The organism is Micromonospora echinofusca, from assembly GCF_900091445.1.
In the GTDB taxonomy this organism is placed as follows: Bacteria; Actinomycetota; Actinomycetes; order Mycobacteriales; family Micromonosporaceae; genus Micromonospora; species Micromonospora echinofusca.
The window spans coordinates 6,314,012-6,339,785 of record NZ_LT607733.1; the positions used below are offsets into that span (position 1 = coordinate 6,314,012).

Below are 25,774 nucleotides of genomic sequence, written 5' to 3' on the forward strand. Positions count from 1 at the left end.
CGGTCAACTCACCGGCGGCGGGGTCGGGCCGGGACGGTCCGGTCCCGGCTGGTCGCCACCCGGGTTCGACCCCGGCTGGTCCCCGCCGTACGGAGCGGACGGCGGCGGGTAGCCCGGCTGGTCGGAGCCCTGCGGCTGCCCCGGGGCCGGCGGATAGCCCGGCTGGTCGGGGGCCGACGACTGGCCCGGCGTCGACGGGTACCCCGGCGTGGGCGGGTAACCGGGCTGGCCCGTCTGCGGGTAGCCGGGCTGACCGGACTGCGGGTAGGCCGCACCCGGGGTCGGGGGCTCCCAGCCCTGCTTCGGCTTGCGGAAGAACTCGTTGGCCTTCGGCAGCGCCAGCAGGATCAGCGCGGCGAGCAGCGCGAGCAGCCCGAGCACGCCCAGGAGGGTGGTGACCGGGTTGAACCAGCCGGGCAGCGCCTCGTCGAGGCGACGCTGGATCTCCTCCGCGCTCGGCGCGTCGCCGGTCGTCTGACCGGTGCCGATGCCGCCGCCAAGGCCGCTGACCAGGCCACCGCCCGTGCAGCAGACCATGATGCCGCCGAGCACCCAGGTGGTGATCCGCGATCCGTTGCTGCCCTTGTTGTTGAACACCCCGAGCACGGCCAGCACGACCGCGAGCAGGAGCACGAAGACGGCACCACCGATGGTGATCATCGTGGTGATGTCGGCCAGGTTCTGTGTGCCGTTGGCGTCGGTGCCCCGGTACGCCTCGTCGAGCACCTCCGAGATGGTGCCGACGGTGGCGAGCGTGATGATGAGGCCGATCAGCTGGGTGAGCGCGAACAGCCACAGCAGATACGTGGATATGGTCACCACACCCGGCCGGGTGCGGGCCGGCGTGTTGTGGGAATCGACCATGATTCTCCTTCCCTAGATCGCGGTCACACCGTATCCAGGTCGGGCCACTCCGGCACGTCAGACGGACATTGACCCGCCGAGACGGCGACGATCGCGGCCCCGGGCACGCCTCAGTAGCCGCGCCACTCCGCACGGGCGTACTCGAGCACCCGGGGCTGGAGCAGGGTGGAGGCGGGCACGTCGACCCGGCGGCGGTCGGCCGGGAAGTTGGCGGCGGCGGAGAGGGTCGCCGCGTCGAGGAAGCGCAGCGCGGGCGCGGCCGGCGGCAGGGCCAGGGCGGGCGCGGTCGGCCCGGGGGCCGCGAGCAGGAAGCCCCAGTCGCCGAAGGACGGCACGTCCACGTGGTACGGCGTGGTCGCGAAGCCCGCCTCGCGCAGCGACGCCTCGATCGACCAGTAAGACCGGGGCGCGAAGTACGGCGAGCCGGACTGCACCACCAGCCGGCCACCCTCGGCGAGCACCGCCCGTACCAGCGCGTAGAACTCGACCGTGTAGAGCTTGGCGGTGGCCGTCTCGTCCGGGTCGGGCAGGTCGGCCACCACCGCGTCGAACCGGTCGGCGGCGGTACGCAGCCAGGCGAACGCGTCGGCGTGCACCACCCGCACCCGGGGATCGTCGAGCGCCCCGGCGTTGAGCCGGCGCAGCTGCGGCTCGCTGCGGGCCAGCGCCACCACCGCCGGGTCCAGGTCCACCACGGTGACCCGCCGGACGTCCGGGTAGCGCAGCAGCTCGCGTACGGCGAGGCCGTCCCCGGCGCCCAGCACCAGCACCTCGCCGCGCGGGCCGTTGAGCACCGGATGCACCAGTGCCTCGTGGTAGCGGTACTCGTCGACGGAGCTGAACTGGAGGTCGCCGTTGAGGAAGAGCCGCAGGTCGGTGCCGGCGTGGCCGGTCTCGGCGACCGAACGGGTGAGCACGATCTCCTGGTACCGGCTGCGCTCCGCGTGCACCACCGGATCCCGGTAGAGCTGCTGGCGGGCGGTCAGCTCGAAGTCGTGCGCGGTCACCCACGCGTACCCGAGGCTGAGGAAGACCACGACGCTGCCGGCGCCGAGCGCGACGCGCGCCCGGCGGCTCAGCTCCCGCCGGAACACCGTGCAGACCAGCGCGAGCCCGGCGACGGCGTTCACCGCGCCGACCACCAGCGCCCCCTTGAGCTGGCCGAAGACCGGCAGCAGCAGGAACGGGAAGGCCAGCCCGCCGAGCAGCGCGCCGACGTAGTCGGCCGCGAACAGGTCGGCCACCGCGCTGCCGGCGGCCTGCTCCCGGATGCGTTGCAGCAGCACCATGAGCAGCGGGATCTCCGCGCCGATCAGCAGGCCGAGCACGAACGCGGTGCCGATCAGCGCGGGGCCGTACAGGTCCAGCCACGCGAAGGCCGCGTAGAGGCCGAGCACGGAGAGGCCACCGAGCAGGGCCAGGGCCAGCTCGATCGCGGCGAACGCGGCGGCGGCCCGGGGCTGCAACGGCTTCGCGGCCAGCGCGCCGACGCCCATCGCGAACACCATCACGCCGAGCACGATCGACGCCTGCCCGACCGTGTCCCCGATCAGGTAGCTGCCGAGGGCCACCAGGGCCAGCTCGTAGACCAGGCCGCAGGCGGCGCAGACGAAGACGGCGACGAGCACCGCCGCCCGGGACAGCCGCCACCGGGCGGGCGGTGCCGGCGCCTCGACGGTCACCGACCCTCCGGCGTACGCCCGCCGGCCGGCACGCCCTTCGCCCGCGCCGTCCCCTCGGCGCCCTTACGGCGCTGGCGACTGCGCTGCCAGAAGCCGGCGGCGAACAGCAGCGCGGTGAACAGCAGCAGGCCGATCGCGGCGAGCAGGTAGCCCCAGCGGTCGCGCCAGAGGTCGCTACCCGCGTCGGGCAGCGGCGCCGGCTCGGCGGTCGCCGCCGCCGGGGTCGGCGCCGGCTCCACCACCCCCGCCTCGGCGGCGAGCAACGGCAGCGAGACGGCCGCCCGGGTGACGGCCCAGCCGGGCTCGTCGACGAAGGCGTCCTCGGTCAGCCCGAGCCGTTCCAACCCGTTCTGCATCCGCAGCCGGGCGGTCGCGGAGACGTCGTCGGACGCCTCCACCGTGACGCGGGCGAAGTCGTTACTCTCGCTGCTCTCCGAGGTGTATGCGACCCGGGCGACCACCTGCACCCAGCGCGGGCACGCCGCGTTCTCCTCGACCGCCACCCCGTCGCCGAGGTTCGACCCGACGCTGAGGTCGGTGTAGCCGTAGTAGTCCTGGAGCACCCAGCCGTAGCAGACGCCCTGGCTGGCGCTGGAGCGTTGCAGGATCGGCACGGTGTCGCCGCGTTCCTGAGAGGTCGGCGGCGGCACGTCGTCCCCGCCGTCGCGGCCGTTGACCACGCCGATGCCCACGCAGCAGAGGACGACCACCCCGATGACCACCCAGACGACCCAGGTGCCCTTGGTCGCGTTCGCGCCCGCCGCCTTCTGCCCGCCGGTGGTCTTCGCCCCGGCCATCAGCTGATGGCGGCGGCGATGATCGCGCCGGTGGCGAGGTGCACGACGGCGGAGACCCAGACCGCCGGGTGCGGCTGCTGGTCGACCAGGATCTCGCCGAGTTTGCCCGGCGTGGCCACGTCGAGCAGTACGAACGCCGCCGCCATGATAACCAGGCCGAGGATCCCGTACGCGGACGCGCCGACGATGCCGAGCACGAAGTCGTCGTCGCTGGCGGCGATCGCGGCGACCACGATGATGCCGACGCCGGCCAGGTTCGAGGCGAGCAGCAGCGCGGCGTTGCGGTTGCGCTCGGTCCAGATCAGCTGGTTCAGCCGGCCGGGGGTGGCGAGGTCCACCAGGACGTAGCCGATACCCATCAGCAGGACACCGACCGCCCCGTAGGCGAGGGTGACCAGCAGATCGGTGACGAGGGTCTGCACAGGAGGCTCCAGGGTGAGGGGGGTCGGTGCGTCACTTGCCGCTGCCGGGGCCGCCGCCCCGGACGGTGCTGCCACGGCCCCAGCCCCAGTGGGAGCCGACCGTGGAGTGGTAGCGGGGATAGGCGGTGCTCATGCGCTCCAGCAGGATCACCGAGCCGGCGGCGATCGGCAGGATCACCACCGAGTCGTCGTCGTAGCGCAGGTACACGCCGCTGCCGTCGACGTACTGGTCGGCCGGCTGCCACGCGTCGGTGACCTCCTTCGCCACCTGACTCGGCGAGCGGGGCGAGGTGTAGGCGACGGCGTTGCGGCCGATGTCGTGGCTCGCCGCCCGCTTGTACTTGTCCTCCACGTAACCGCGCGGGGAGAAGCTGCCGTAGAAGATGGCGAAGGCGGCGACCAGGGCGCCGATGACGGCGAACGCCACCCCCACCACGAACCAGCGTCGGTACGTCATCGCAGTGCCACCACCGTCTCGGTCAGGACCAGCTCGTTGGTCTGGGGATACGCGTGCCAGGTGCGCCAGGCGAGGGTGCCGGCCGGCGGGTCGGGGCGGACCGCCAGCGCGGTCACCGCGTCGGCGTCGCCGGGAAACACGCCCACCAGGGCGTACGGGTCGTCGGCCAGGTCGGCGCGCAGGGCGGCCACCTGCTCACTCAGCCCCGCTCCGGCGGGTCGCAGCACGGTCGCCGTGAAGTGGTAGCCGCTCGTCTCGTCCCGCACCGCACCGGGCAGCTCGGGCGGGCGGCCGGGCAGGCAGGCGACCGTCTCGGTCAGCGTGGCGCCGGGCGCGTGCAGGACCACCTGGTGCGAGGCGCCGAGCAGCCGCAGCCGCAGCCGGACGCCGTCGGGCAGGTCGAGGTCGAGCACGTGCAGCGCGGGCCGCTCGACGTCGTCCAGCGCGAGGCTGAGGTCGGCGGCGCTGGTGTCGACGTACGGGGCGTCGAGGGTGACGAGCATCAGCCCACCTCGGACTGCGGATAGATCATCACGTCGCCGCGGTGCAGCAGCTCACCGAGCGCCACCTCCCAGCCCGCCTCGCCGTACGCCTCGAAGGAGAGCCGGGCCCCGCCGGGCGCCTGGTAGTCGTGGTACCGCATGGTGCCGGTCGGGTCGAGGCCGGTGTTGCCGACGGCGGTGAAGCGCGCCTGGCCGGACTCGTTCCAGTTGTAGCGGCGGCCGGCGAAGTCGATCGTCGGCGCGCCCGGGGTGACGGTGGCGCCCTGCTCGGCCCCCCAGAGCACCAGCTCCAGCTCCGGGTCCTCCTCCACGGAGAGCCAGCGGCGCACGCCGGCGGCGTCGTCGAGCAGGTGTTCCGCCCAGCTCCAGCCGCCCTCGACGAGGCGGATCGAGCCGCGCACCGCGTACGACACGCCCCGGATCTCGACGATGTCGCCGGGCTTCAGGCGACGCGGGTCGCCGCGCAGCGCGTCGGCGTCGCGGTCCCGCAGCGGGTCGCCCGGCCCCTTGGCCCGTTGTTGCGGGCGGGACCGCGTCCGGTTCCAGGCCACCACGGCCACCACCAGACCCGCGACCCCGACCAGACAGCCCATCGCCGCCAGCACGTATGCGATCGTCCCGCTCATCCCGACCACCTCCCCAGGTACGTCGGCGGAGACGGTAACAACCCCGCGCACCTGGGGAAACATGCTGTCTCCTGAGTGAGGGAACGGTCACCCGGCGTACCTGCGCCAGTGTCGTGCCCCGGAGCCGTTCCCGAGTGGCCGGGGTCAGCCTCGGGAGTGGTGCTCGGTGGCGTACTCGCGCAGCGTGGTGCGGCCCATGACGCAGCCGGTGAAGGTGCCGAACTCGGCAGGGTCGTCGCGCAACGCCGTCCAGGCGGCCCGCCCGGCTGACGGGTCGGCACGCTCCAGCAGCGTGGCGGCGTAGACGCGCCCTGCCGGGGTGCCTTCGGCGAGCAGCCGGTCGAGTTCCCCGCGTACGCCCTCGGGGTCGTCGGCGAGCGCCGCCTCCACCCGCCGGTACGCCTCGGTCACCGGCAGCAGCGTGCCGGCGATCCCGACCCCGCCGAACGCCACCGTGTCGGCCTGCCGCAGCTCGTCGAGCGCCGACGACAGTTCCCGGTCCCGTTTCTTCCCGATCCCGAACATGCCCCTGTTCCTTCCCCCGCCGCGGCCCGCCCACCCTGTCGATCAAGAGGTTTGCGTCGCCGACCGAACGCTGCCGGGACACGAACCTCTTGATCGTCACGGTTCGCCCCGGTCGGCGGCGCCGGCCGGGGCGAGGCGGAACGGTCAGGCCGCCGAGACCCTCAGGGCGTCCTTGGCGTCCGCCAGGTCGACCTCGACCGTGTCGCCGTCGCGGATCTGGCCCGACAGGAGCGCCTTGGCCAGCTGGTCGCCGATCGCCGTCTGGACCAGGCGACGCAACGGGCGGGCGCCGTAGATCGGGTCGTAGCCGTGCTCGGCGAGCCAGACGCGGGCCGGTTCGGTGATCTCCAGGCCGAGGCGGCGGTCGGCGAGCCGCCTGCGCATCCGGTCGAGCTGGATGTCGACGATGGCCCGCAGGTCGTCCCCGCGCAGCGCGGCGAAGACCACGATGTCGTCGAGACGGTTGAGGAACTCCGGCTTGAAGTGCGAGCGGACCACCGCGAGGACGCCCTCCCGCCGCTGCTCCTCGGCCAGCGTCAGGTCGCCGATCACCGACGAGCCCAGGTTGGAGGTGAGGATCAGGATCGCGTTGCGGAAGTCCACCGTGCGGCCCTGCCCGTCGGTGAGCCGGCCGTCGTCGAGCACCTGGAGCAGGATGTCGAAGACGTCCGGGTGGGCCTTCTCGACCTCGTCCAGCAGGATCACCGAGTACGGCCGGCGGCGCACCGCCTCGGTGAGCTGGCCGCCCTCCTCGTAACCGACGTAGCCGGGCGGGGCGCCGACGAGCCGGGCGACGGAGTGCTTCTCGCCGTACTCGCTCATGTCGATGCGGACCATGGCCCGCTCGTCGTCGAAGAGGAACTCGGCGAGCGCCTTGGCCAGCTCGGTCTTGCCGACGCCGGTCGGGCCGAGGAAGAGGAAGCTGCCGGTCGGGCGGTCGGGGTCGGCGACGCCGGCCCGGGCGCGGCGTACCGCGTCGGAGACGGAGCCGACCGCCTCGGCCTGACCGACCACCCGGGCGCCGAGCGACTCCTCCATCCGCAGCAGCTTGGCGGTCTCGCCCTCCAGCAGCCGGCCGGCGGGGATGCCGGTCCAGGAGGCGACCACGGCGGCGATGTCGTCGGCGCCGACCTCCTCCTTGAGCATCGCGCCCTCGGCCTGGAGCCGGGCCAGCTCCTCCTCGGCCTGCTTCAGCTCGGTCTTGAGGGCGGGGATGCGGCCGTAGCGCAGCTCGGCGGCGCGCTCCAACTCGCCGTCGCGCTCGGCCCGCTCGGCCTCGCCGCCGAGCCGCTCCAGCTCCTCCTTGGCGGTGGAGAGCTTGGTGATGTGGCTCTTCTCCAGCTGCCAGCGCTCCGACAGGGCGGTGAGCTGCTCGCGCTTGTCGGCCAGCTCCTTGCGCAGCCGCTCCAGCCGCTCGGCGGAGGCGGCGTCCGGCTCCTTGGCCAGCGCCATCTCCTCGATCTCGAGCCGGCGCACCGCCCGCTCGATCTCGTCCACCTCCACCGGCCGGGAGTCGATCTCCATCCGCAGCCGGGACGCGGACTCGTCGACCAGGTCGATGGCCTTGTCCGGCAGGAACCGGTCGGTGATGTAGCGGTCCGACAGGGAGGCGGCGGCGACCAACGCGGCGTCGGTGATGCGTACGCCGTGGTGCACCTCGTAGCGCTCCTTCAGGCCGCGCAGGATGCCGATGGTGTCCTCGATGGTCGGCTCGCCGACCAGCACCGGCTGGAAGCGGCGCTCCAGGGCCGGGTCCTTCTCGATGTGCTCGCGGTACTCGTCCAGCGTGGTCGCGCCGACCATCCGCAGCTCGCCGCGGGCCAGCATCGGCTTGAGCATGTTGCCGGCGTCCATCGAGCCCTCGCCCTTGCCGGCGCCGACGACGGTGTGCAGCTCGTCGAGGAAGGTGATGACCTGCCCGTCGGAGTTCTTGATCTCCTCCAGGACGGACTTCAGCCGCTCCTCGAACTGGCCCCGGTACGACGCCCCGGCGACCATCGCGCCGAGGTCGAGCGAGACGAGCTTCTTGTCCCGCAGCGACTCGGGCACGTCGCCGGCGACGATCCGCTGGGCCAGGCCCTCCACGATGGCGGTCTTGCCGACGCCCGGCTCACCGATGAGCACCGGGTTGTTCTTGGTGCGGCGGGAGAGCACCTGGATCACCCGGCGGATCTCCGAATCCCGGCCGATGACCGGGTCGATCTTGCCGTCGCGGGCGCTCGCGGTCAGGTCCACGCCGTACTTGGCCAGGGCCTGGTAGGTCTGCTCGGGGTCGGCGCTGGTGACCCGCCGGTCCCCGCCGCGTACCGACGGGAACGCGGCGACCAGCGTCTCCTCGGTGACGCCGGCGGACTTGAGCGCGTTCGACACCGCGCCGCCCACGCGGGCCAGGCCGGCGAGCAGGTGCTCGGTGGAGGTGTACTCGTCGCCGAGCGGCCGGGCGATCTGCTCGGCGGCCCCGATGGCGTTGACGAACTCCCGGGCCAGGGTCGGCTCGGCGATGCTGGAGCCCCGCGCGGCGGGCAGGTTGTCGACCGAGCGCTGGGCGACCCGACGCAGCTCGGCGGGGTCGGCCCCAACTGCGCGCAGCAGGCCGGCGGCGGTCGAGCCGTCGGTGTCCAGCAGTGACAGCAGCAGGTGCCAGGGCTCCACGGTGGCGTGCCCGCGCTGGTTCGCCAGCGCGACGGCACCGGTGATGGCTTCGCGGCTCTTGGTGGTGAGACGTTCCGTGTTCATGGGCTCCCCCGGATCGGCGTGTCCACTGAGAAGGACACAACCAGAGTTGAGCCTATTCCGCTCAACCCTGGGAGCGTGAGCCGGATCACACCTGCGACCCCGGGAGCCGCCCGGCGGTCGCGGCACACCCCGATGTCGTACGCCATCCTCGCGGCCGGGCACGGGCGTCCGTCCGTGGCGGACGGGTACCGCCGGATCACTGAGCGGTAACCGGCCTCCTGACGATATTCGCAGGTGACAGCGGGGAGTAGCCTGACCGCCGTGCGCGTACGTGTCGAACAGACCGCCCTGCCCGGCATCGGGGTCCGTCACGATCTGCTGACGGAATCCGGCCGCCGCCTCGGCGTCGTCTCCCACCGCAATGGCCGCCGTGACCTCGTCCTGTACGACCCGGACGATCCCGACTCATGTCAGCACGACATACCGCTGACCGACGACGAGGCGGAGGCGCTCGCCGACATCCTCGGCGCGTCCCTGATGCTCGGCCAGCTCTCCGGGCTGCGCGAGCAGGCCGCCGGGCTGCTCACCGAGCAGATCGCCATTCCGGCCGGGTCGAAGTACGTCAACCGCAAGCTCGGCGACACGCAGGCACGCTCCCGCACGAGCGCCTCGATCGTCGCGGTGCTGCGCCACGGCGAGGTGATCGCCTCGCCGGACCCGTCCTTCCGCTTCGCCGCCGGTGACGTGGTGGTCGTCGTCGGGACCCGCCGGGGTCTCGACGGAGTGACAGCCATCCTCGCCGACAGTGACCCGGACGGCTGAGGCGCGGATGCACCACACCACGACCCTGCTCGTCGAAGTCGGCGCGCTGCTGTTCCTGCTCGGCCTCCTCGGCCGGCTGAGCCGCCGCATCGGCCTCTCGCCGATCCCCCTCTACCTGCTCGCCGGGCTCGCGTTCGGGCACGGCGGGTTGCTCCCGCTCAACGCCAGCGAGGAGTTCTTCGCCGTCGGCGCCGAGATCGGCGTGATCCTGCTGCTGGTGATGCTCGGCCTGGAATACTCGGCCAACGAGCTCGTCGGCAACCTGCGTGCCGCCGCCCCCGCCGGCCTGATCGACGGGCTGCTCAACGCGTTGCCGGGCGCGGCGTTCGCGCTGCTGCTCGGCTGGGACTGGGTGGCCGCCCTGGTGCTGGCCGGCATCACCTGGGTCTCCTCCTCCGGCGTCATCGCCAAGGTGCTCGGCGACCTGGGTCGCCTCGGTAACCGGGAGACGCCGGTGATCCTCTCGATCCTGGTGATCGAGGACCTCGCCATGGCGTTGTACCTGCCGCTGCTGACGGCCGTGCTCGCCGGCAGCGGCCTGCTCGGCGGCGGGATCGCGCTCGGCGTCGCGGTCGGCACCGTGCTCCTGGTGCTGATGGTCGCCATCCGGTACGGCAACCTGATCTCCACGGCCATGTCGGCGAAGGACCCGGAGGCGCTGCTGCTCGGCGTACTCGGGATGACCCTGCTGGTGGCCGGCATCGCGGCGAAGCTCCAGGTGTCGGCGGCGGTCGGGGCGTTCCTGGTCGGCATCGCGCTCTCCGGGCCGGTGGCGCACCACGCCACGGAGCTGCTCACGCCGCTGCGGGACCTCTTCGCCGCGGTCTTCTTCGTCTTCTTCGGGCTGGTCACCGACCCCCGGGACATCCCGCCGGTGCTGCTGCCCGCGCTCGCGCTGGCCGTCGTCACCATGGGGACGAAGACGCTCACCGGCTACCTGGCCGCCCGCCGCGTCGGCATCGCCGAGCCCGGTCGATGGCGCGCCGGCCTGGCCCTCGTGCCACGGGGTGAGTTCTCCATCGTCATCGCGGGCCTCGCGGTGGCCGCCGGCAGCGTCGAGCCGAAACTGGCGGCGCTCGCGACGGCGTACGTGCTGATCACCGTGGTGACCGGGCCGATGCTGGCACGCCTGCCCGACTTCACGTGGTTCAAGCGCTGGCTGCGGCAGCGCGGCGCCGCCCAGCAGACCAGGCCGGCAGCCGTACCGGACTGACCGCCATCTGCCGAGGGCCGAGCCCGTAGCCGAGTGCCGATGGCTGTGGCCATGGGCCGGGTGCCCGGGCCGGGGGCCGGATCGACCGTACGGTCGGCCCGGCCCTCGGCCGACGGATGTCGAATTGCTCCCCGCAGGGTCTACCGCCGAACAGCGCTCCGGGTTACCGTTTCGCCCCAGCAGCCAGAGCTCGCGGGTGGCCGACGCCCCCTGCGGACGAGAGCGGAAGGTTGGCCGTGAGCGTGCAGGAGTCGACGTTCCACGGCTTCGCCAACCCCGTCGACCCGAGCCCCACCGAGCTGCGCGCCTGGGCCTACCAGCCCGACTCCGTACCGCTCACGTCGATGCCGCCCGACTGGGACCTGCTGGTCTCCGGCGACCGGCTGGTGGCGGTGCTCTTCGACCTGGCGATGGACCCGTCCTGCCCGGCGCGCCGCTTCGCGCTGCACTGCCTCTACATCTACGCCGCCGACGGCATCCGGACGAACTTCCGCGCCCACCCGAAGCGGCGCTTCCGCAAGCTGGTGGAGCAGGCCGAACGCAACGGCGACGACCTGATGCGCACCTGGGCGTACAACAGCCGGGCGCTGCTCGCCCGCCCGGAACTCTTCGTCTACCGGGACTGGTGCGAGGGCGGCCTGGTCCGGGAGAACCGCCGCATCGCCTGAACCCCGGATCGGGCCGGGCGTCCCGGCCCGCGCTCTTCGACGGCGCACGGGCCAGACCCCGCACGGAACCCCACGGCGTCCCGGCCCCGCAACCGCGAACGGGCCGGGACCCCCCGTGGGTCCCGGCCCGCACGTCGGCGGATCGTCAGTGTTCCGATCCGCCCTGCTCGCGGCGTCCCGTCCGGTCACGCTCCTGGTCGGTGCCATGGTCGGCCCGATCGGCGAACGCGCCCTTCTTGACCTTGTCGGTGAAGCGGCCCTCGGTGACCCGGTCGAACCTCTCCCGGGCGTTCTTCGCCACCTCCTGGAGCCGTTCCTCCGCCTGCTCGGCAACCTTCCGCGCGGCTTCCGTCATGGCTCCCCCTGCCATTGGAGTCCGGATTAAGCGGGTTGGACCTGATTCGCAGGTTAGCCGATCCGGCACCTTCCGCGCGGGCGAACCGGCAACCGCGCGCGAGTGGACGCGCCCGGCCGGCGCGGAGGCCCGGTGCAAGGCGTGCGGGCCCCTCAGGGACGACGCGAGCCGTGCAGAACCGCCCGGCCGGCACGAGCGCGCGCAGAATCCGCCAGGGCTGCGCAACCGCGCGGGGCCGCCGGGCGGGCCGGGAAGACGGTCGCGCCCGGCCGCGAAAGGGCGGCCGGGCGCGATGCGGTGCGGTGTCGTCAGCGCTCGGGGCGGCGGGGACGCCAGACCACCAGCGCGGTGGAGGTGCGGTTGGTCGGCACCAGGTCGCTGCCCGGGAAGCGCGCCAGGGCCTCCAGCTCGGCGATCCGGCGGTACGCGGCGTCCAGTTCCGCCTCCAGCCGGGCCACCCGCTGCTGCGCCTCCTCCAGCAGCCGCTCCAGCCCGATGATCCGCTTCACCCCGGCGAGGTTGATGCCGTCGTCCTGGCTGAGCCGCTGCACCTCGCGCAGCAGCACCACGTCACGGACGCTGTAGCGCCGCCCGCCGCCGGCTGCCCGTCCCGGCTGGACGAGGCCCAACCGGTCGTACTGACGCAGGGTCTGCGGGTGCATCCCCGCCATCCGCGCCGCCACCGAGATCATCAGCACCTTGGCCTCGTAGGCAGGGTCACTCGAGCCGACGAACTCGTCCGACATCCCGCTCACCTCCGCGTGCGCTCCACCGAGCCGACTGAACACCGGGTCAACTGAATCGACGTACCCGCGCCTCGAGATGTTCCCGGGCGGCCGGCGGGGTCTGCGCGGCGAAGCTCTCCAACGCCGCACGCGCCTCGTCGGACACCTTCGCGGGCACCACCACGTCGAGCGTCACCAGCAGGTCGCCCGCCTGGCCGTCCCGGCGGACCACCCCCTTGCCCCGGGCCCGCAGGATCCGGCCGCTCGGCGTGCCCGGTGGCACCCGCAGGGTCACCGTGCCGTCGAGGGTGGGCACCCGCAGGTCCGTGCCGAGCACGGCCTCCGCGAAGGTGACGGGCACCGTCAGCGTGAGGTCGTCGCCGGTACGCCCGAACAGCTCGTCCGGCCGCACCTTGACGTGTACGAAGAGGTCGCCCGCCGGGCCACCCCGCGCACCCGGCTCGCCCCGCCCGGCCAGCCGGATCTTCTGACCGTCCGCCACGCCGGCCGGGAAGCGGACGTTCAACGTGCGGGTCTTGGTCACCCCGCCGGTGCCGTGGCACTCGGGGCACTTCTCCTCCACGACCGTGCCCACGCCCTGGCAGTTGCGGCACGGCTCGGAGAAGCTGAACGACCCCTGGTTGCGGTTGGTCACCCCGGCCCCGTGGCACACCTGGCAGGTGCGCGGCGAGGTGCCGGGCTTCGCCCCGTTGCCGTGGCAGGTGTCGCAGACCCCGGGCGCGCGCAGCGTCAGCGGGAGCGTCACCCCGCGTACGGCGTCGCCGAAGTCGAGGGCCACCTCGGCCTCGACGTCGCGCCCCCGGGCCGGGCCACGGGCCGCCGTACCGGCGGGACCGCCGGCGCCGCCCGAGAAGATCGAACTGAACAGGTCCTGGAAGCCGGCCCCGCCGAAGCGGCGGTCACCGCCTCCGCCGGCGGCGCCCCCGAACAGGTCGGAGACGTCGAACGGCACGCCGCCGGGCTGGCCGGCGCCCCGGGCGCCACGGCGGAAGGCGCCCGAGCCGAACAGCGACCGCAGCTCGTCGTACTCCCGCCGCTTGGCGTCGTCGCCGAGCACGGCGTACGCCTCGGAGGCGGCCTTGAAACGCTCCTCGGCCTTCGGGTCGCCGGGGTTGTGGTCCGGGTGCGAATCCCGGGCCACCTTCCGGTACGCCTTCTTGACGTCGTCGGCGGAGGCGGCCTTGTCCACGCCCAGCACGGCGTAGAAGTCCTTCTCGATCCAGTCCTTGGAACTCACCGGTCCACCCCCTTCCCTAGCTGGGGACCGACCGTCCCGCCCGCCCTCGACGGGCGGGCGGGACGGTCCGGTCGTCGTACGGCACTACTCCGGGTCGGCGACCGCGACCATCGCGGGCCGCAACAGCCGCTCACCGACCTGGTAGCCCCGGCGCATCACCTGTACGCAGGTGGCCTCGGTGACGTCGGCCGAGGTCTGGTGGGCGACCGCCTCGTGCCGGGTCGGGTCGAACGGGTCGCCCTGCTCGCCGAACGGGGCCAGCCCGAACTTGCCGAGCGCCGCGACGAGCTGGTCGGCCACGCTGCCGAACGGGCCGACCAGGTCGCCGTGCTCGCGGGCCCGGTCCAGGTCGTCGAGGATCGGCAGCAGCGCGGCGAGCACCGCGCCGGTCGCCTGCTCGGTGACCAGGCCCTTGTCCCGGTCCACCCGCTTGCGGTAGTTGGCGTACTCCGCCGTCACCCGCTGGAGGTCCCGGGTCCGCTCGTCGAGATCCTTGCGCAGCGCCTCGAGTTCGGCGCCGAACGCGGTCGGACCACCGTCGACCGGCTGTGCCGGGGCGTCCACCACGGGCGGGCCGGTCACCTCGGCCGCCTCGACCTCGATCTCGTCGACGACGACCTCGGACTCCTCGACCAGGCCCTCGGCGGGGGCGTCCGAACCGGCGTCGGCGGCGGCCGGCTCGGACGTCTCGCTGATCTTGCGGTTGTTACGGATGACGACCCGCGGCCCGTCGCCGGCCTGCTCGGCGGGCGCGGAGCCACCCGGCGCCGACCCGGTCGCACCCGGGTCGGCAGCTCGTGGCTTCTCCGTCATGGGGCTACCTCATCCCTCTGCCGTGGTTCCGTGTCCGGGGACGAACCGTCACTTCTTGTCCTTGTCCTCGTCCACGATCTCCGCGTCGACCACGTCGTCCGCGCCACCGGCGGGGCCGCCGGCCTGCGGGCCACCGGTCGCCCCGGCGCCAGCGGCGCCCGCCGTACCCGGGCCGGCCTCGCCCTCCTGCTCGCCCTGCTGGTTGTAGAGCAGCGAGCCGGCCTGCTGGGAGACCTGCGCCAGCTTCTCGTGCGCCGACTTGATCTTCTCGATGTCCTGGCCGCCGAGCGCGCCACGCAGCTCGCCGAGCGCCTCGTTGATCTGGTCACGGGACTCCGACGGCAGCTTGTCGCCGCTCTCGGCCAGGAACTTCTCGGTCTGCCACTGGAGCGCCTCGGCCAGGTTGCGGGTCTCGGCCTCCTCGCGGCGACGCTTGTCGTCCTCGGCGTGCTCCTCGGCGTCGCGGCGCATCCGCTCGATGTCGTCCTTCGGCAGCGAGGAGCCGCCGGTGATCGTCATCTTCTGTTCCTTGCCGGTGCCGAGGTCCTTGGCGTGGACGTTGACGATGCCGTTGGCGTCGATGTCGAAGGTGACCTCGATCTGCGGCACGCCGCGCGGCGCCGGCGGGAGGCCGGTCAGCTCGAAGGTGCCGAGCTTCTTGTTGTAGGCCGCGATCTCCCGCTCGCCCTGGAACACCTGGATCAGCACCGACGGCTGGTTGTCGTCCGCCGTGGTGAAGACCTCGGAGCGCTTGGTCGGGATGGTGGTGTTGCGCTCGATCAGCTTGGTGAAGATGCCGCCCTTGGTCTCGATGCCCAGGCTCAGCGGGGTCACGTCGAGCAGCAGGACGTCCTTGACCTCGCCCTTGAGCACACCGGCCTGGAGGGCGGCGCCGACGGCGACGACCTCGTCCGGGTTCACGCCCTTGTTGGGCTCCTTGCCGGTGAGCTGCTTGACCAGGTCGGTCACGGCCGGCATCCGGGTCGAGCCGCCGACCATGATGACGTGCTCGACGTCGGAGACCTTGATGCCGGCGTCCTTGACGGCCTGCTCGAACGGGCCCTTGCAGCGGTCCAGCAGGTCCTGCGTCATCCGCTGGAACTCGGCCCGGCTGAGCGTCACGTCGAGGTGCAGCGGGCCCGCCGCGCCGGCGGTGATGTACGGCAGGTTGATGTTGGTGGTGGTGGCGGCGGACAGCTCGATCTTGGCCTTCTCGGCCGCCTCGCGGAGCCGCTGGAGGGCCATCTTGTCCTGGCCCAGGTCGATGCCGTGCTCGCCGCGGAAGGTCTTCACCAGGTGGTCGATGATCCGCTGGTCCCAGTCGTCGCCACCGAGGTTGTTGTCACCGCTGGTCGACTTGACCTCGACGACGCCCTCGGCCAGCTCCAGCAGCGACACGTCGAAGGTGCCGCCGCCGAGGTCGAAGACCAGGACGGTCTGCTCCTTGGAGCCCTTGTCCAGCCCGTACGCCAGGGCCGCCGCGGTCGGCTCGTTCACGATCCGCAGCACGTTGAAGCCGGCGATCTCGCCGGCCTCCTTGGTGGCCTGGCGCTGGCCGTCGTTGAAGTAGGCCGGGACGGTGATCACCGCGTCGGTGATCTGCTCGCCCAGGTACGCCTCGGCGTCCCGCTTGAGCTTCATCAGCGTGCGGGCCGAGATCTCCTGCGGGGTGTACTTCTTGCCGTCGATGTCGACGGACCAGTTGGTGCCGATCTCCCGCTTGACCGAGCGGATCGTCCGGTCCGGGTTGGTCACCGCCTGGCGCTTGGCGACCTCACCGACGAGCACCTCGCCGTTGCGGGCGAACGCGACGATCGACGGGGTCGTCCGCGAGCCTTCAGCGTTGGCGATGACGGTGGGCTCACCGCCCTCCAGGACGCTGACGCAGGAGTTCGTCGTGCCGAGGTCGATACCGACCGCACGTGCCATCTTCGCTTCCTCGCTTCATCACGTTGTGGGCAGGTGACGGGCGACGCCCGTCGAGCTGCCCGGCGGGCGTCGCCCGCAGCGACCCCACCACAAGTTGAGTGAACTTGACTCAATAGTGCCACGCCCCGCGAAATCGTCAAGTCGAGGTTGAGCCGACCCGACGCAACCCCAGGTTCTTACCGATCGGTTGTCTTCCCTTGCGTCGGTCGGGCACGCTTTAGCGGTGACGACGCACGGCGATCCCGCCACCCCGGCCGGCACGCCCACCGTCGCAGCCCGCACCGGCCCCACGGACGCCGGGGAGGACCGGCCCGCCACCACCGGGGACGACAGCCTGCCCGCCGCGCTGGCCGGCCTGCGCGCCGCGATCGGGGCGGCCCGGTTCCCCCTCGCGCTGCCCTCCGCCGAGCCCGCCCGGCGCGCCGGCGGAAGCCTCACCGACCAGCTCGACGACTACCTGCTGCCCCGGCTGCGCCGGCTCGACGCGCCGCTGCTCGTGGTGGTCGGCGGGTCCACCGGCGCCGGCAAGTCCACCCTGGTCAACAGCCTGGTGCAGGCGCGGGTGAGCGCCGCCGGGGTGCTGCGACCGACCACCCGTTCCCCGGTGCTGGTCTGCAACCCCGCCGACTCGGGCTGGTTCCGCAAGGGCGAGCTGCTGCCGGGCCTGACCCGCACCACCGAGCCCAGCGAGGACCCGCGCACCCTGCAACTGGTCACCGCCCCGGCCCTGCCCGCCGGGCTGGCCTTCCTCGACGCCCCCGACATCGACTCGGTGGTCGACGCCAACCGGGCCCTGGCCGGTCAGCTCCTGGCCGCCGCCGACCTCTGGCTCTTCGTCACCACCGCCGCCCGCTACGCCGACGCCGTGCCCTGGGAGCTGCTGCGCAGCGCCCGCGCCCGGGGCGCGGTCATCGCCATGGTGCTGGACCGGGTGCCCCCGGAGGCGGCCGACGAGATCGCCGCCCACCTGTCGGAGATGCTCGCCGCGCAGGAACTGGGGGCGGCCCCGCTCTTCGTGCTGCCGGAGACCTGGGTCGACGGGCAGGGCCTGCTGCCCGACCGGGTCACCGCGCCGCTCGCCGCCTGGTTCGCCCGGCTGGCCGCCGACGCCGACGCCCGCGCCGCCGTGGTCCGGCAGACCCTGGACGGCGCGCTCGGCGCGCTGCACCCCGCGGTCGAAGGGCTCGCCGACGCCGCCGAGGAGCAGGTCACCGCCGCCGACGCACTCGACGAGCGGGTGCTGGCCGCGTACCGGGGGGCGCACCGGACCGTCGAGCAGGGGCTGAAGGACGGTCGGCTGCTCCGCGGCGAGGTGCTCGCCCGCTGGCAGGAGTTCGTCGGCACCGGCGAGTTCTTCCGCACCCTGGAGGCCCGCATCGGGCGGCTGCGCGACCGGGTGGTGGCGGCGGTCACCGGCCGGCCCGCGCCCGCGTCCGAGCTGCGGGACGCGATCGAGTCGCAGCTGGTGACCCTGCTGCGGGGCGTCGCCGCCGAGGCGGCCGAGAACGCGTACACCGGGTGGAAGGCGCATCCCGCCGGGGCGGCGCTGCTCGGGCCGGAGCTGGCCCACCCCTCCGCCGACCTGCCGGAACGGGCCGAGCGGCTGGTCCGGGAGTGGCAGCGGGGTGTGCTGGAGCTGGTCCGCGCCGAGGGCGGCGACCGCCGCTTCGTGGCCCGCACGGCCGCGTACGCGGTCAACGCCACCGGGCTCGCCGTGATGATCGCGGTGTTCGCCTCGACGGCGTTCATCCCCACCGGCCTGGAGGTGGCCACCGGGGCCGGCACGACCGTCGCCGCGCAGACCGTGCTCCAGGCGATCTTCGGCGACCAGGCCGTGCGTACGCTGGCCGCCAAGGCCCGGGCCGACCTGCTGGACCGGGTGCGGGCCCTGCTCGACGACGAGGCCGCCCGCTACCTGGACCGCACGGCGCAGGCCCGGCCCGCCGCGGACACGGCGGAGGCCCTGCGCGGTGCCGCCGACCGGGTGGAGATCGCGCGCAACCGCAGCGGCCTCGCCGGCGCGGCCGCCGCGGGCCTGCCCGGCACCGGGGGTGGAGGGTCATGACCAACATCGTCGGGCGGATGCGCGAGGCGTTCCGCGGAGACCAGCGGGTGGACGCCGACGCGCTCGTCGCCCGCCTCGACGCCGTACGCCGGTTCCTCACGGTCGTCGACGGCCACCTGCCGGACGCCCAGCTCGTGCCGGCGCACACCCTGGTCGAGCGGGCAGGCACCCGGCTGGCGCTCTCCCGCGACCACACCGTGGTGGCCCTGGCCGGCGCGACCGGCAGCGGCAAGTCCAGCCTGTTCAACGCGCTCGCCCGGATGGAACTCTCGACGGTCGGGGTGCGCCGCCCCACCACCGGCGTCGCCCACGCCTGCGTCTGGGGGCCGCTCGACGGCGGCAACCGCCTGCTCGACTGGGTCGGCGTGCTGCCCCGGCACCGTTTCGTCCGGGAGAGCGTGCTCGACGGCGACGACGAGTCCGCCCTGCACGGGCTGATCCTGCTCGACCTGCCCGACTTCGACTCGGTGCAGCGGTCCCACCGGCTGGAGGTGGACCGGCTGCTCGGCCTGGTCGACCTCGTGGTCTGGGTGGTCGACCCGCAGAAGTACGCAGACCGCCTCATCCACACCAGCTACCTGCGCGAGTTCCACCGGCACCGGGACGTCACCCTGGTCGTGCTCAACCAGGCCGACCGGCTGCCCCCGGCCGAGCTGCCCCGGGTGCTGGCCGACCTGCGCCGGCTGCTCGACTCCGACGGCCTGGACGGCGTACCGCTGCTGGCGACGACCGCCGTCGACCCGGCGGGCATGGCCGGGCTGCGGGAGGCGCTGGAACGCACGGTCGCCGAGCGGCAGGCCGCGCTGCGGCGGCTCCAGGGCGACGTGGACGCGGTGGTGGCCGGGCTCGACGAGTTGGTAGGGGACGCCTCGCCGGCCGGCGGGCCGGACGACGCCGCCGTCACCGCGCTGCACCGGGCGCTGGCCGGCGCGGCCGGGGTGCCGGCGGTCGCCGAGGCGGTCGAGCAGGCGTACCGGCACCGGGGCGCCGCCACCACCGGCTGGCCCCTGGTCCGGGGCTGGCGGCGGCTGCGGCCCGACCCGCTGCGCCGGCTGCACCTGCCGGGCCCCGCCGCCGACCGCGACGCACCGGCGGAGAGCCTCGTCGCCGCGACCTCGGTGCCCGACCCGACCGCCGCCCAGCGCTCGGCGCTCGGGCTGGCGATCCGGTCGGTGGCCGACCGGGCCGGGGCCGACTTGCCCGCCTCCTGGCCGACGGCGGTCACCGCCGCCGCCCGGTCCCGCCTCGGCGACCTGCCGGACGCGCTGGACCGCGCGGTGGCCGGCACGGACCTCGGCATGGACCGGCGACCGCTCTGGTGGCGGTTCGTCGGCGGCCTCCAGTGGCTGGTGACCCTGGCCGCGCTCGCCGGGCTGGGCTGGCTGGCGCTCGGCTACGCGCTGCGCGCGCTGGGCCTGCCGGCGCTGGAACACCCGATGGTCGGCGAGGTGCCGCTGCCCACCCTGCTGCTCCTGGGCGGCCTGCTCGCCGGGCTGCTGGTGGCCGCCCTGACCAGGCCGATCGTCCGCTGGGCGGCCCGCCGGGCCCGGCGCCGGGCCGAGCGGCGGCTCACGGCCGCGGTGGCGACGGTCGGCGAGGAACACGTGCTGACCCCGGTGCGGGGAGTGCTCGCCTCCTACGCCGAGGCCCGTACGGCGCTGGAGGAGGCCGCCGGGCGCTGAGCCGGAAATCCGGTTCCGTCGGCAACCGCAGGTCGGCGGCGTGCCGCCGCGACGCGGGCCGGACGCTCGGGTCGCTCGTACCCTCCCGGGGCGGGCGGCGGCGTAGGGTCGGTGGATGGGAACGCCTCAGACCCCGTACGACGCGGTGCTGCACGCCGCCCGCGACGTGGCCAAGCTGGACAACGCCCTCGACGCGGAGATGCTCGGCGCAGCCCTGCTCGGCAGCGTCTACTCGGTCGCCGAGACCGAGCGTGACGCCGCCGTCCGGGACTTCGTGGCCGGCTTCCTGGCCGCCACCTCCCGCCGCCGGTCGGCCGCGGCGACCACCATCCGCTCCGTCTTCGCCGCGCTGGTGCCCGACGCCGAGGGCGCCGGCCGGGTCCGGCCGGGCGCCGCCACCCCCGCCTGGGTCGCCCAGCTCGGCCGCGTGCACCTGACCGGCTGCTGGTCCTACGGCGACGTGTACGGCGACCAGAGCTCCTACCTGGCGACCTTCGCCTACGACGACCCGGCCGGCGGCTCGGCGCACGCCGTGGTGACGCTGCTCGACCACAACATCGGCATCACCAAGGACGTCTTCGTCGGCGGGCCGCCCGACCGGATCCTCGACCAGGTCCGGCAGATGTGCTCGGGGGACGAGCTGACCTGGTTCCGCGACGAGGAGCCGGCCAGGATGCGCGCCGAGGTGACCCGCCACCTGGCGATCACCGACGGACTGACCGAGCTGCCCGGGGAGGGCTCGCTCGCCACCGACCGCGCCCTGCTCGGCGCCCGGCTGGCACTGCTGCCCCGGGCGGCCGGGGCGGCCCCCGCGCCCGCCGAGCCGCTCTCCGCCGCCGAGCGTACGGACCTGGTCCGTCGCTTCCTCGCCTCGCCCGAGGCGGCCCGCTTCGGCCTGGACGCCATCGACGGGGCGGAGCTGGCCTCGCTGCACTTCTGCCTCAGCCTGCTGCTGGACCACGCGGCCAGCTTCCCGGACGCCGACCCGATGCGGTGGAGCCCCACCGTGGCCGGGCTGTTCCTGCTCGACTGGGTGCACCGGCGGGCCGTGCTGGACATGGACGACGCCGCGCTGCTGCCCCGGGTGCTACGCGCCTGGGCCGGGTACGCGGCCCGTAAGCGCGGGCTGCCCGCGCAGGCGGCGGCCCAGACCGACACGGCCATCGAGGAGATGGTGCCGGAGTTCGCGCGCCTCTACAGCACGGGCGAACGCCGCAGCCCCGCCACGGCCGCCGTGGCGCAGCTCATGGCCGACGGCGTCGACCCGGACGACCCGGCCGCCCTGAACGCCTGGATCGAGGCCAACCGCCACCGGCTGACCGACGACCCCGCCTGACGCCATCCCGGCGCGTCTCGTGTCGTCGGTGGTTCAGGCGGCCCGCCGCGTTGATCATGAGGTTGGCGATGTCGATCTTCCTGGCTGCCGCCAATCTCATGATCACGGCCGGACCCGCGGAAGCGGCGACGCGCGGGGCCCAGGTCAGGGAACGCGTCCTAGTCACCAGCGGCCAGGCGTTGGGCCTGCCCGTGGTGCACATCGCTCACCCACTCCCAGCCGGGCTTGGCCGAGGGGCCGATCCGTGGGTCATCGGGCTCGCGGCCGGCACGCAAGGCGAGCACGTACGCCCGGTCCCGCTCGATCCGCTCGTGCACCTGACCGGCTCCGCCGACCGACCCGTGACCTGGGACGACGACGTCGACGTCGGCCGCCACGCCCTCCAACAGCCGCAACGCCGCGAGGTAGTCCTCGATCGGGTCGGCGGCGCCGTCCAGGTCGAGCATCGGGATCAGGACGTCGGAGAGCATGTCGCCGGCGACGAGAACCCCGCGCTCCTCGACGAGCAGCGCCGCGTGGCCGGGCGCGTGCGCTCGATGCTCGACGATCCGGACTCCCGGACCGTCCCAGGGAATCCGCGCCGTCCCGGCGGGCAGGGCGGTGATGAGGCCATACAGGTCCAGCGACACCTGCCCGGCGATTTCCGTCTCGGCCAGGTGTTCGGTGATGTGGGCCTTCGCCTCCGGGTCGGACAGCTGTTCCTGGGCGGCGGCCGCGCAGCGGGCCGTGCCGTAACGGGGCGCTTCGCCGAGCTGTGCGTGCCAGAGCAGGTGATCCCAGTCCGGATGCGTCGAGAAGCCCGCCACGACGGTCCGGCCCGATGCGGACAGGTCGTTCGCGAGGCAGGCCAGTTCGTGGTCCTGCAACCCCGGGTCGATGAGCAGCACGCCGGCGCGGCCCTGCACGACGATGGTGTTGCTCTGGAGGAATTCGCTCTCGTGAACCAGTACGCCGTCCGCGACCTGCCTCAGCACGAGTTCGTCTCCCGGATGGCGTAGTGGTGCATCGTGACGCCCTGCTTGAACGATCGCTGCTCGATCAGGTCGAGCTCGATCGGCATGTCCCAGTCATCGAACAGCGGCCGGCCGAAGCCGAGGATCGCCGGGTGGGTGAAGAGCAGCAGTTCGTCGAGAAGCCCCGCCCGGAGAAGCTGCGTGGCGAGCGCCGCGCCGCCCACACCGAGGGTGCCGTCGGTCTCAGCCTTGAGGGCAGCCAGTTGCTCGATCGCGTCGTCCCCGCCGATGATCCGGGTGCCGTGATCGGCGCTGTGGCGGGTGCGGGAGACGAGCACCTTGGGCGCGGAGGTCCAGATCTCGCCGTACTCACGCATGAAGTCCGGCAGCGACGCGTCCTCGCGCGCCCGCGGCCAGAACTCCTCCATCGTCTCGTGGATGACCCGGCCCTGGACCATGCCCGCGAGCGTTCGCGCCCGCGCGTTGAACTCCCGGTGCAGTTCCTCGTCGATGCGCAGCCACTCGCCGGCGCCGTCGTCCCCGGGAACCTGCTCGATCCGCAGGTCGAGGGACACATTCATCCAGTACAGGAAGCGGCCCATCATCCCTCCTCCGCCAGTGGTTGCGATTTGCAACCACTATATTGGGGGCCAAGTACCTGTCAAGGAGGAGTCGTGGAACCACGGTCCGGGTGTCCGATCAACGCGGCCGTCGAGGTGCTCGGAGACCGATGGGCGCTGCTCGTGCTCCGCGACGTCATCTTCGGCGACCGCCGCCACTTCCGGGCGCTGCTCACCGGGTCGATCGAGGGCATCGCCTCGAACATCCTCGCCGACCGCCTCGTGCGGCTCGTCGAGGCGGGGATCCTCACCCGCGGCACCGCGATGCGAGGGCAGCGCGCCCGCTACAGCCTCACCGAAGCCGGCATCCGGACGGTTCCGGTCCTCTACGCGCTCGGCAACTGGGGCCTCGACTGGCGCCCGGGCACCGAGAAGCTCCAGATCCGACAGCGGATGATGCGCGACGCGGGTCCGGCGTTCATCGAGGAGCTCATGGACGAGCTCCGGGTACGCCACCTCGACGCCCCGCCGAAGCCCCACGATGGCCCGGGCCCCCTCGACCGCCTGAACGCCGCCTACGCCGAGCAGAAACGCCGCGACTAGCTAGGGCCGGTTCCGCGCCGGAGCGGCGACGGCCGGTTCCGCGGGAGTCAGCGCAGGGGGGCGAAGACCAGGGCGGCCACCAGGGCGCCCAGGGCGAGCCCCGCGACCACCTGGGGCACGGTGTGGTCGCGTAGGCGGACCCTGGACCAGCCGACCAGTGCGAGCAGCGGCGCCGTCGCCAGCAACCCGGCCCCGAACGTGAGCACCAGCACGACCACCGTGCCGGCGGCCACCGCCGAGTGGATCGACATCTTCCACCAGTGGCTCACCGTCACGGCGACCACCAGGCCGACGAGCCCGGCCGCCGCCAGGGCCAGCACCGGGCGCGGAGCGCCGAGCACCGCGAGCAGGGCCAGCCCGGCGGCGACCGAGCAGAGCCCGAACAGCAGCGGGACCCGGCGCTGCTCGCGGATCCCGACGTGGTGGTCGGTCAACCGGCCCCGTCGCACACCGCCGAGGATGTACGCGAACGGGATCCCGCTGACGAAGAGCGTGGCCAGCAGCCCCCACGCGAGGCCGTGGGTGCCCCGGGTGCTGTGCCAGCCGACCGCCAGCGTCAGCGCCGAGACCAGCACGGCGGGCGCGGTCAACTCGGTGACGAACCGGGCGAGCCGGAGGGTCGGGCCGGGCCGGGGCACGGCGGTCTGCCGGGTCTGAGGCCCCGCGTCCGAACCGCCCGATCCGCTCAGCGTCCCGCCTCTGCTCCGCCCCGGGCCGCCGCCCGGGACCGTCCCCGTCCGCTTCCGGCGCGCCGGCGGGACCGGGCCCCGTCGTGGATCACGTGCCGTCGACGTCACCGTACCCGCGACGAACCGGCCCGGTGCCCGGTCCCGGCCGGTACCGCCGGTCAGGCCGGATCGACAACGCGGCTGGCACCGCCGGTCGAGCCGACCCCGCCGGTCGAGCCGACCCCGCCGGTCGGGCCGAGGTCGACGGTCGGGCCGAGGTCGACGCGCCGGCCGGGAGCGACCCTCGATCCGGAGCCGACCGGCGGGCCGGCGGCGGTCGGGCCGGCGGTCGGGCCGGCGGTCGGGCCGGCGGTCGGGCCGGCGGTCGGGCCGGCGGTCGGGCCGGCGGTGGAGCCGGGAGCGGCGGTCGGGCCGGGGTCGACGGTCGCGCTGGCGGTCGGGCCGTCCGGTGACGGGGGCGCGGGCGTCGCCGTTGGCCCGGGCGGCGGTAGCGAGAGGCTGCTCGTCGGCTCCACCGAGGTCGGCTCGGCGGTCGGCGTGGGCGCCGGACTCGGGCTCGGCGACGGGCTCGGCGACGGCGGCGGGGAGGGCTTCGGGGACGGGCTCGCCGGGGGCCGCGGGACCGGCCGGCCGCCGGGCCGGGGCGGCGGCGGGGGCTTCGGGCGCGCCGCCGGGGCGTGCGCCGGGGGCGGGGCCGGCGCGGCGACGATCGGCGTACGCGGGAAGGGCACGACGGTCCGCCAGTCGCCCGGGGCGGGCACGGCGGGGGACGGGGTCGCCGGGACGACCGGCGGCTGACCCGTCGCCGGCACCGGGATGACCACCGGGCCGATCGAGGGGGTCGGCAGGAACGGGGTGCTGGTGTCCGGCAGGGCGGTGCTGCCGACGGTGGCGGAGCCGGTGCTGATCGCCGCGAGGATCGGCATCGACGCCGTGCCGGCGAGCAGCGCCACCGTGAACAGGTAGCCCCGGGACGGTCCGCCCTGACCGGGCGCCCGGTGCGCGCCGACCAGGCGGCGGTAGCCGCCGGCGGCACGGTGCCGGCCGAGGAAGGGAGTGGCGGGATCTCGACCTGGCTCGGACACCACGCACTCCTCCTCGTCGCTCCGGCGGCGGACGGGTCGTACAGGACCGTCCGGGGCGCCGCCCCGACGCGCGGGAGCGGCAAACCGCCCGACGCGAACGATCCCGTGCCAAACAGCCTGGACCAGTGACGCTGGGTAAGCCAACCCTGCACAGCGTGTCGACACGCGTATATGGCCGAACGGTGACGAACCACCGCCGGATCGGCCGGGCGTCGATGCAACGGACACCGGGCACTTCGTGCGACGAAGCGGGCCGCCGCCCCTGCCTGGGGAAGGCGCACTGTGGGCACGCTCACGTGTGATGCGAATATGGACCACGACGGCAACGCAGCCACGACCTCCGCGCACCCTCGCGGCAGGCGCGGCTGGGCGCCGGCGCTCCCGAACCGGGTTCGGCCAGAATCCGGCTCACGCCGCGCGGCAACCCCTACCGGGGCTAGGCGCGGCCGCCAGGAACCCGTCCGGC

The 25,774-nt window shown here is 73.8% G+C and carries 25 protein-coding genes; 7 read left to right on the plus strand and 18 right to left on the minus strand.

What is annotated here, in order from left to right; translation table 11 throughout:
- Positions 1-3 precede the first annotated feature (3 nt).
- The 9 genes from GA0070610_RS27145 to clpB all read right to left on the minus strand — a co-directional run bounded on the left by GA0070610_RS27145 (position 4) and on the right by clpB (position 8,612).
- A complete protein-coding gene (locus GA0070610_RS27145; RefSeq protein ID WP_089002662.1) occupies positions 4-864 on the minus strand; it encodes a hypothetical protein in 861 nt (286 codons plus the stop codon).
- A 110-nt stretch (positions 865-974) separates the two neighbouring features.
- Entirely contained in the window at positions 975-2,546 is a 1,572-nt protein-coding gene (locus GA0070610_RS27150) for a polyamine aminopropyltransferase (RefSeq protein ID WP_089002663.1), read from the minus strand.
- Entirely contained in the window at positions 2,543-3,343 is an 801-nt protein-coding gene (locus GA0070610_RS27155; RefSeq protein WP_197697775.1) for a hypothetical protein, read from the minus strand. The genes GA0070610_RS27150 and GA0070610_RS27155 overlap by 4 nt, the downstream gene beginning before the upstream one ends.
- Complete coding sequence (locus GA0070610_RS27160) at positions 3,343-3,765, minus strand: DUF350 domain-containing protein (protein ID WP_089002664.1); 423 nt, start codon at positions 3,763-3,765, stop codon at positions 3,343-3,345. The genes GA0070610_RS27155 and GA0070610_RS27160 overlap by 1 nt, the downstream gene beginning before the upstream one ends.
- Before the next feature lie 31 nt (positions 3,766-3,796).
- A complete protein-coding gene (locus GA0070610_RS27165) occupies positions 3,797-4,222 on the minus strand; it encodes a DUF4247 domain-containing protein (RefSeq protein WP_089002665.1) in 426 nt (141 codons plus the stop codon).
- Positions 4,219-4,725, minus strand: a complete 507-nt coding sequence (locus GA0070610_RS27170) for a DUF2617 family protein (RefSeq protein ID WP_089002666.1) — start codon at positions 4,723-4,725, stop codon at positions 4,219-4,221. The genes GA0070610_RS27165 and GA0070610_RS27170 overlap by 4 nt, the downstream gene beginning before the upstream one ends.
- Positions 4,725-5,351, minus strand: a complete 627-nt coding sequence (locus GA0070610_RS27175; protein WP_089002667.1) for a DUF4178 domain-containing protein — start codon at positions 5,349-5,351, stop codon at positions 4,725-4,727. The genes GA0070610_RS27170 and GA0070610_RS27175 overlap by 1 nt, the downstream gene beginning before the upstream one ends.
- A gap of 144 nt (positions 5,352-5,495) precedes the next feature.
- Entirely contained in the window at positions 5,496-5,876 is a 381-nt protein-coding gene (locus GA0070610_RS27180; RefSeq protein ID WP_089002668.1) for a hypothetical protein, read from the minus strand.
- 144 nt (positions 5,877-6,020) lie between these two features.
- Positions 6,021-8,612 (minus strand): ATP-dependent chaperone ClpB, encoded by a 2,592-nt coding sequence (clpB, locus tag GA0070610_RS27185; protein ID WP_089002669.1) that lies wholly within the window; start codon positions 8,610-8,612, stop codon positions 6,021-6,023.
- Positions 8,613-8,873: 261 nt separating this feature from the next.
- On the opposite strand from clpB, the gene GA0070610_RS27190 reads away from it, so the two are divergent.
- The 3 genes from GA0070610_RS27190 (at position 8,874) to GA0070610_RS27200 (ending at position 11,255) form a co-directional block, all read left to right on the plus strand.
- Complete coding sequence (locus tag GA0070610_RS27190) at positions 8,874-9,374, plus strand: cation:proton antiporter regulatory subunit (RefSeq protein WP_089002670.1); 501 nt, start codon at positions 8,874-8,876, stop codon at positions 9,372-9,374.
- Positions 9,375-9,381: 7 nt separating this feature from the next.
- The gene (locus tag GA0070610_RS27195) at positions 9,382-10,587 is read left to right on the plus strand and encodes a cation:proton antiporter (RefSeq protein WP_089003774.1); all 1,206 of its coding nucleotides are present in this window, start codon (positions 9,382-9,384) and stop codon (positions 10,585-10,587) included.
- Positions 10,588-10,823: 236 nt separating this feature from the next.
- Positions 10,824-11,255, plus strand: coding sequence for a hypothetical protein (locus tag GA0070610_RS27200; protein ID WP_089002671.1), 432 nt, complete (start codon positions 10,824-10,826; stop codon positions 11,253-11,255).
- A gap of 145 nt (positions 11,256-11,400) precedes the next feature.
- On the opposite strand, the gene GA0070610_RS27205 is transcribed toward GA0070610_RS27200, so the two are convergent.
- The 5 genes from GA0070610_RS27205 to dnaK all read right to left on the minus strand — a co-directional run bounded on the left by GA0070610_RS27205 (position 11,401) and on the right by dnaK (position 16,335).
- Entirely contained in the window at positions 11,401-11,610 is a 210-nt protein-coding gene (locus GA0070610_RS27205) for a hypothetical protein (RefSeq protein ID WP_089002672.1), read from the minus strand.
- A gap of 308 nt (positions 11,611-11,918) precedes the next feature.
- Positions 11,919-12,356 (minus strand): heat shock protein transcriptional repressor HspR, encoded by a 438-nt coding sequence (locus tag GA0070610_RS27210; protein WP_089002673.1) that lies wholly within the window; start codon positions 12,354-12,356, stop codon positions 11,919-11,921.
- Between the two features lie 46 nt (positions 12,357-12,402).
- Positions 12,403-13,593 (minus strand): molecular chaperone DnaJ, encoded by a 1,191-nt coding sequence (dnaJ, locus tag GA0070610_RS27215; protein WP_089002674.1) that lies wholly within the window; start codon positions 13,591-13,593, stop codon positions 12,403-12,405.
- An 84-nt stretch (positions 13,594-13,677) separates the two neighbouring features.
- On the minus strand, positions 13,678-14,406 hold the full coding sequence (gene grpE, locus GA0070610_RS27220) for a nucleotide exchange factor GrpE (RefSeq protein ID WP_089002675.1): 729 nt from the start codon (positions 14,404-14,406) through the stop codon (positions 13,678-13,680).
- 48 nt (positions 14,407-14,454) lie between these two features.
- Complete coding sequence (gene dnaK / locus GA0070610_RS27225; RefSeq protein ID WP_089002676.1) at positions 14,455-16,335, minus strand: molecular chaperone DnaK; 1,881 nt, start codon at positions 16,333-16,335, stop codon at positions 14,455-14,457.
- 223 nt (positions 16,336-16,558) lie between these two features.
- Here dnaK and GA0070610_RS27230 point away from each other — a divergent pair, with 223 nt between their 5' ends.
- The 3 genes from GA0070610_RS27230 (at position 16,559) to GA0070610_RS27240 (ending at position 21,418) form a co-directional block, all read left to right on the plus strand.
- Complete coding sequence (locus GA0070610_RS27230) at positions 16,559-18,400, plus strand: GTPase domain-containing protein (RefSeq protein WP_089002677.1); 1,842 nt, start codon at positions 16,559-16,561, stop codon at positions 18,398-18,400.
- On the plus strand, positions 18,397-20,082 hold the full coding sequence (locus GA0070610_RS27235; protein ID WP_089002678.1) for a GTPase: 1,686 nt from the start codon (positions 18,397-18,399) through the stop codon (positions 20,080-20,082). Before GA0070610_RS27230 ends, GA0070610_RS27235 begins: the two co-directional genes overlap by 4 nt.
- A gap of 115 nt (positions 20,083-20,197) precedes the next feature.
- Entirely contained in the window at positions 20,198-21,418 is a 1,221-nt protein-coding gene (locus GA0070610_RS27240; protein WP_089002679.1) for a hypothetical protein, read from the plus strand.
- A 158-nt stretch (positions 21,419-21,576) separates the two neighbouring features.
- Here GA0070610_RS27240 and GA0070610_RS27245 read toward each other — a convergent pair whose 3' ends face one another.
- On the minus strand, positions 21,577-22,392 hold the full coding sequence (locus GA0070610_RS27245; RefSeq protein WP_089002680.1) for an MBL fold metallo-hydrolase: 816 nt from the start codon (positions 22,390-22,392) through the stop codon (positions 21,577-21,579).
- Positions 22,386-22,973: a dihydrofolate reductase family protein gene (locus GA0070610_RS27250; protein ID WP_089002681.1), complete on the minus strand. Its 588-nt coding sequence runs from the start codon at positions 22,971-22,973 to the stop codon at positions 22,386-22,388. Before GA0070610_RS27250 ends, GA0070610_RS27245 begins: the two co-directional genes overlap by 7 nt.
- A gap of 72 nt (positions 22,974-23,045) precedes the next feature.
- On the opposite strand from GA0070610_RS27250, the gene GA0070610_RS27255 reads away from it, so the two are divergent.
- Positions 23,046-23,534 carry a winged helix-turn-helix transcriptional regulator gene (locus GA0070610_RS27255; protein WP_089002682.1) on the plus strand — a complete coding sequence of 163 codons (489 nt, stop codon included), beginning with the start codon at positions 23,046-23,048 and terminating at the stop codon, positions 23,532-23,534.
- 47 nt (positions 23,535-23,581) lie between these two features.
- Here the strand turns inward: GA0070610_RS27255 and GA0070610_RS27260 are convergent, their stop codons facing one another.
- Both GA0070610_RS27260 and GA0070610_RS30735 read right to left on the minus strand, forming a co-directional pair.
- On the minus strand, positions 23,582-24,172 hold the full coding sequence (locus GA0070610_RS27260; protein WP_157747248.1) for a phosphatase PAP2 family protein: 591 nt from the start codon (positions 24,170-24,172) through the stop codon (positions 23,582-23,584).
- 209 nt (positions 24,173-24,381) lie between these two features.
- Complete coding sequence (locus tag GA0070610_RS30735; RefSeq protein WP_157747249.1) at positions 24,382-25,308, minus strand: hypothetical protein; 927 nt, start codon at positions 25,306-25,308, stop codon at positions 24,382-24,384.
- Positions 25,309-25,774: the final 466 nt, after the last annotated feature.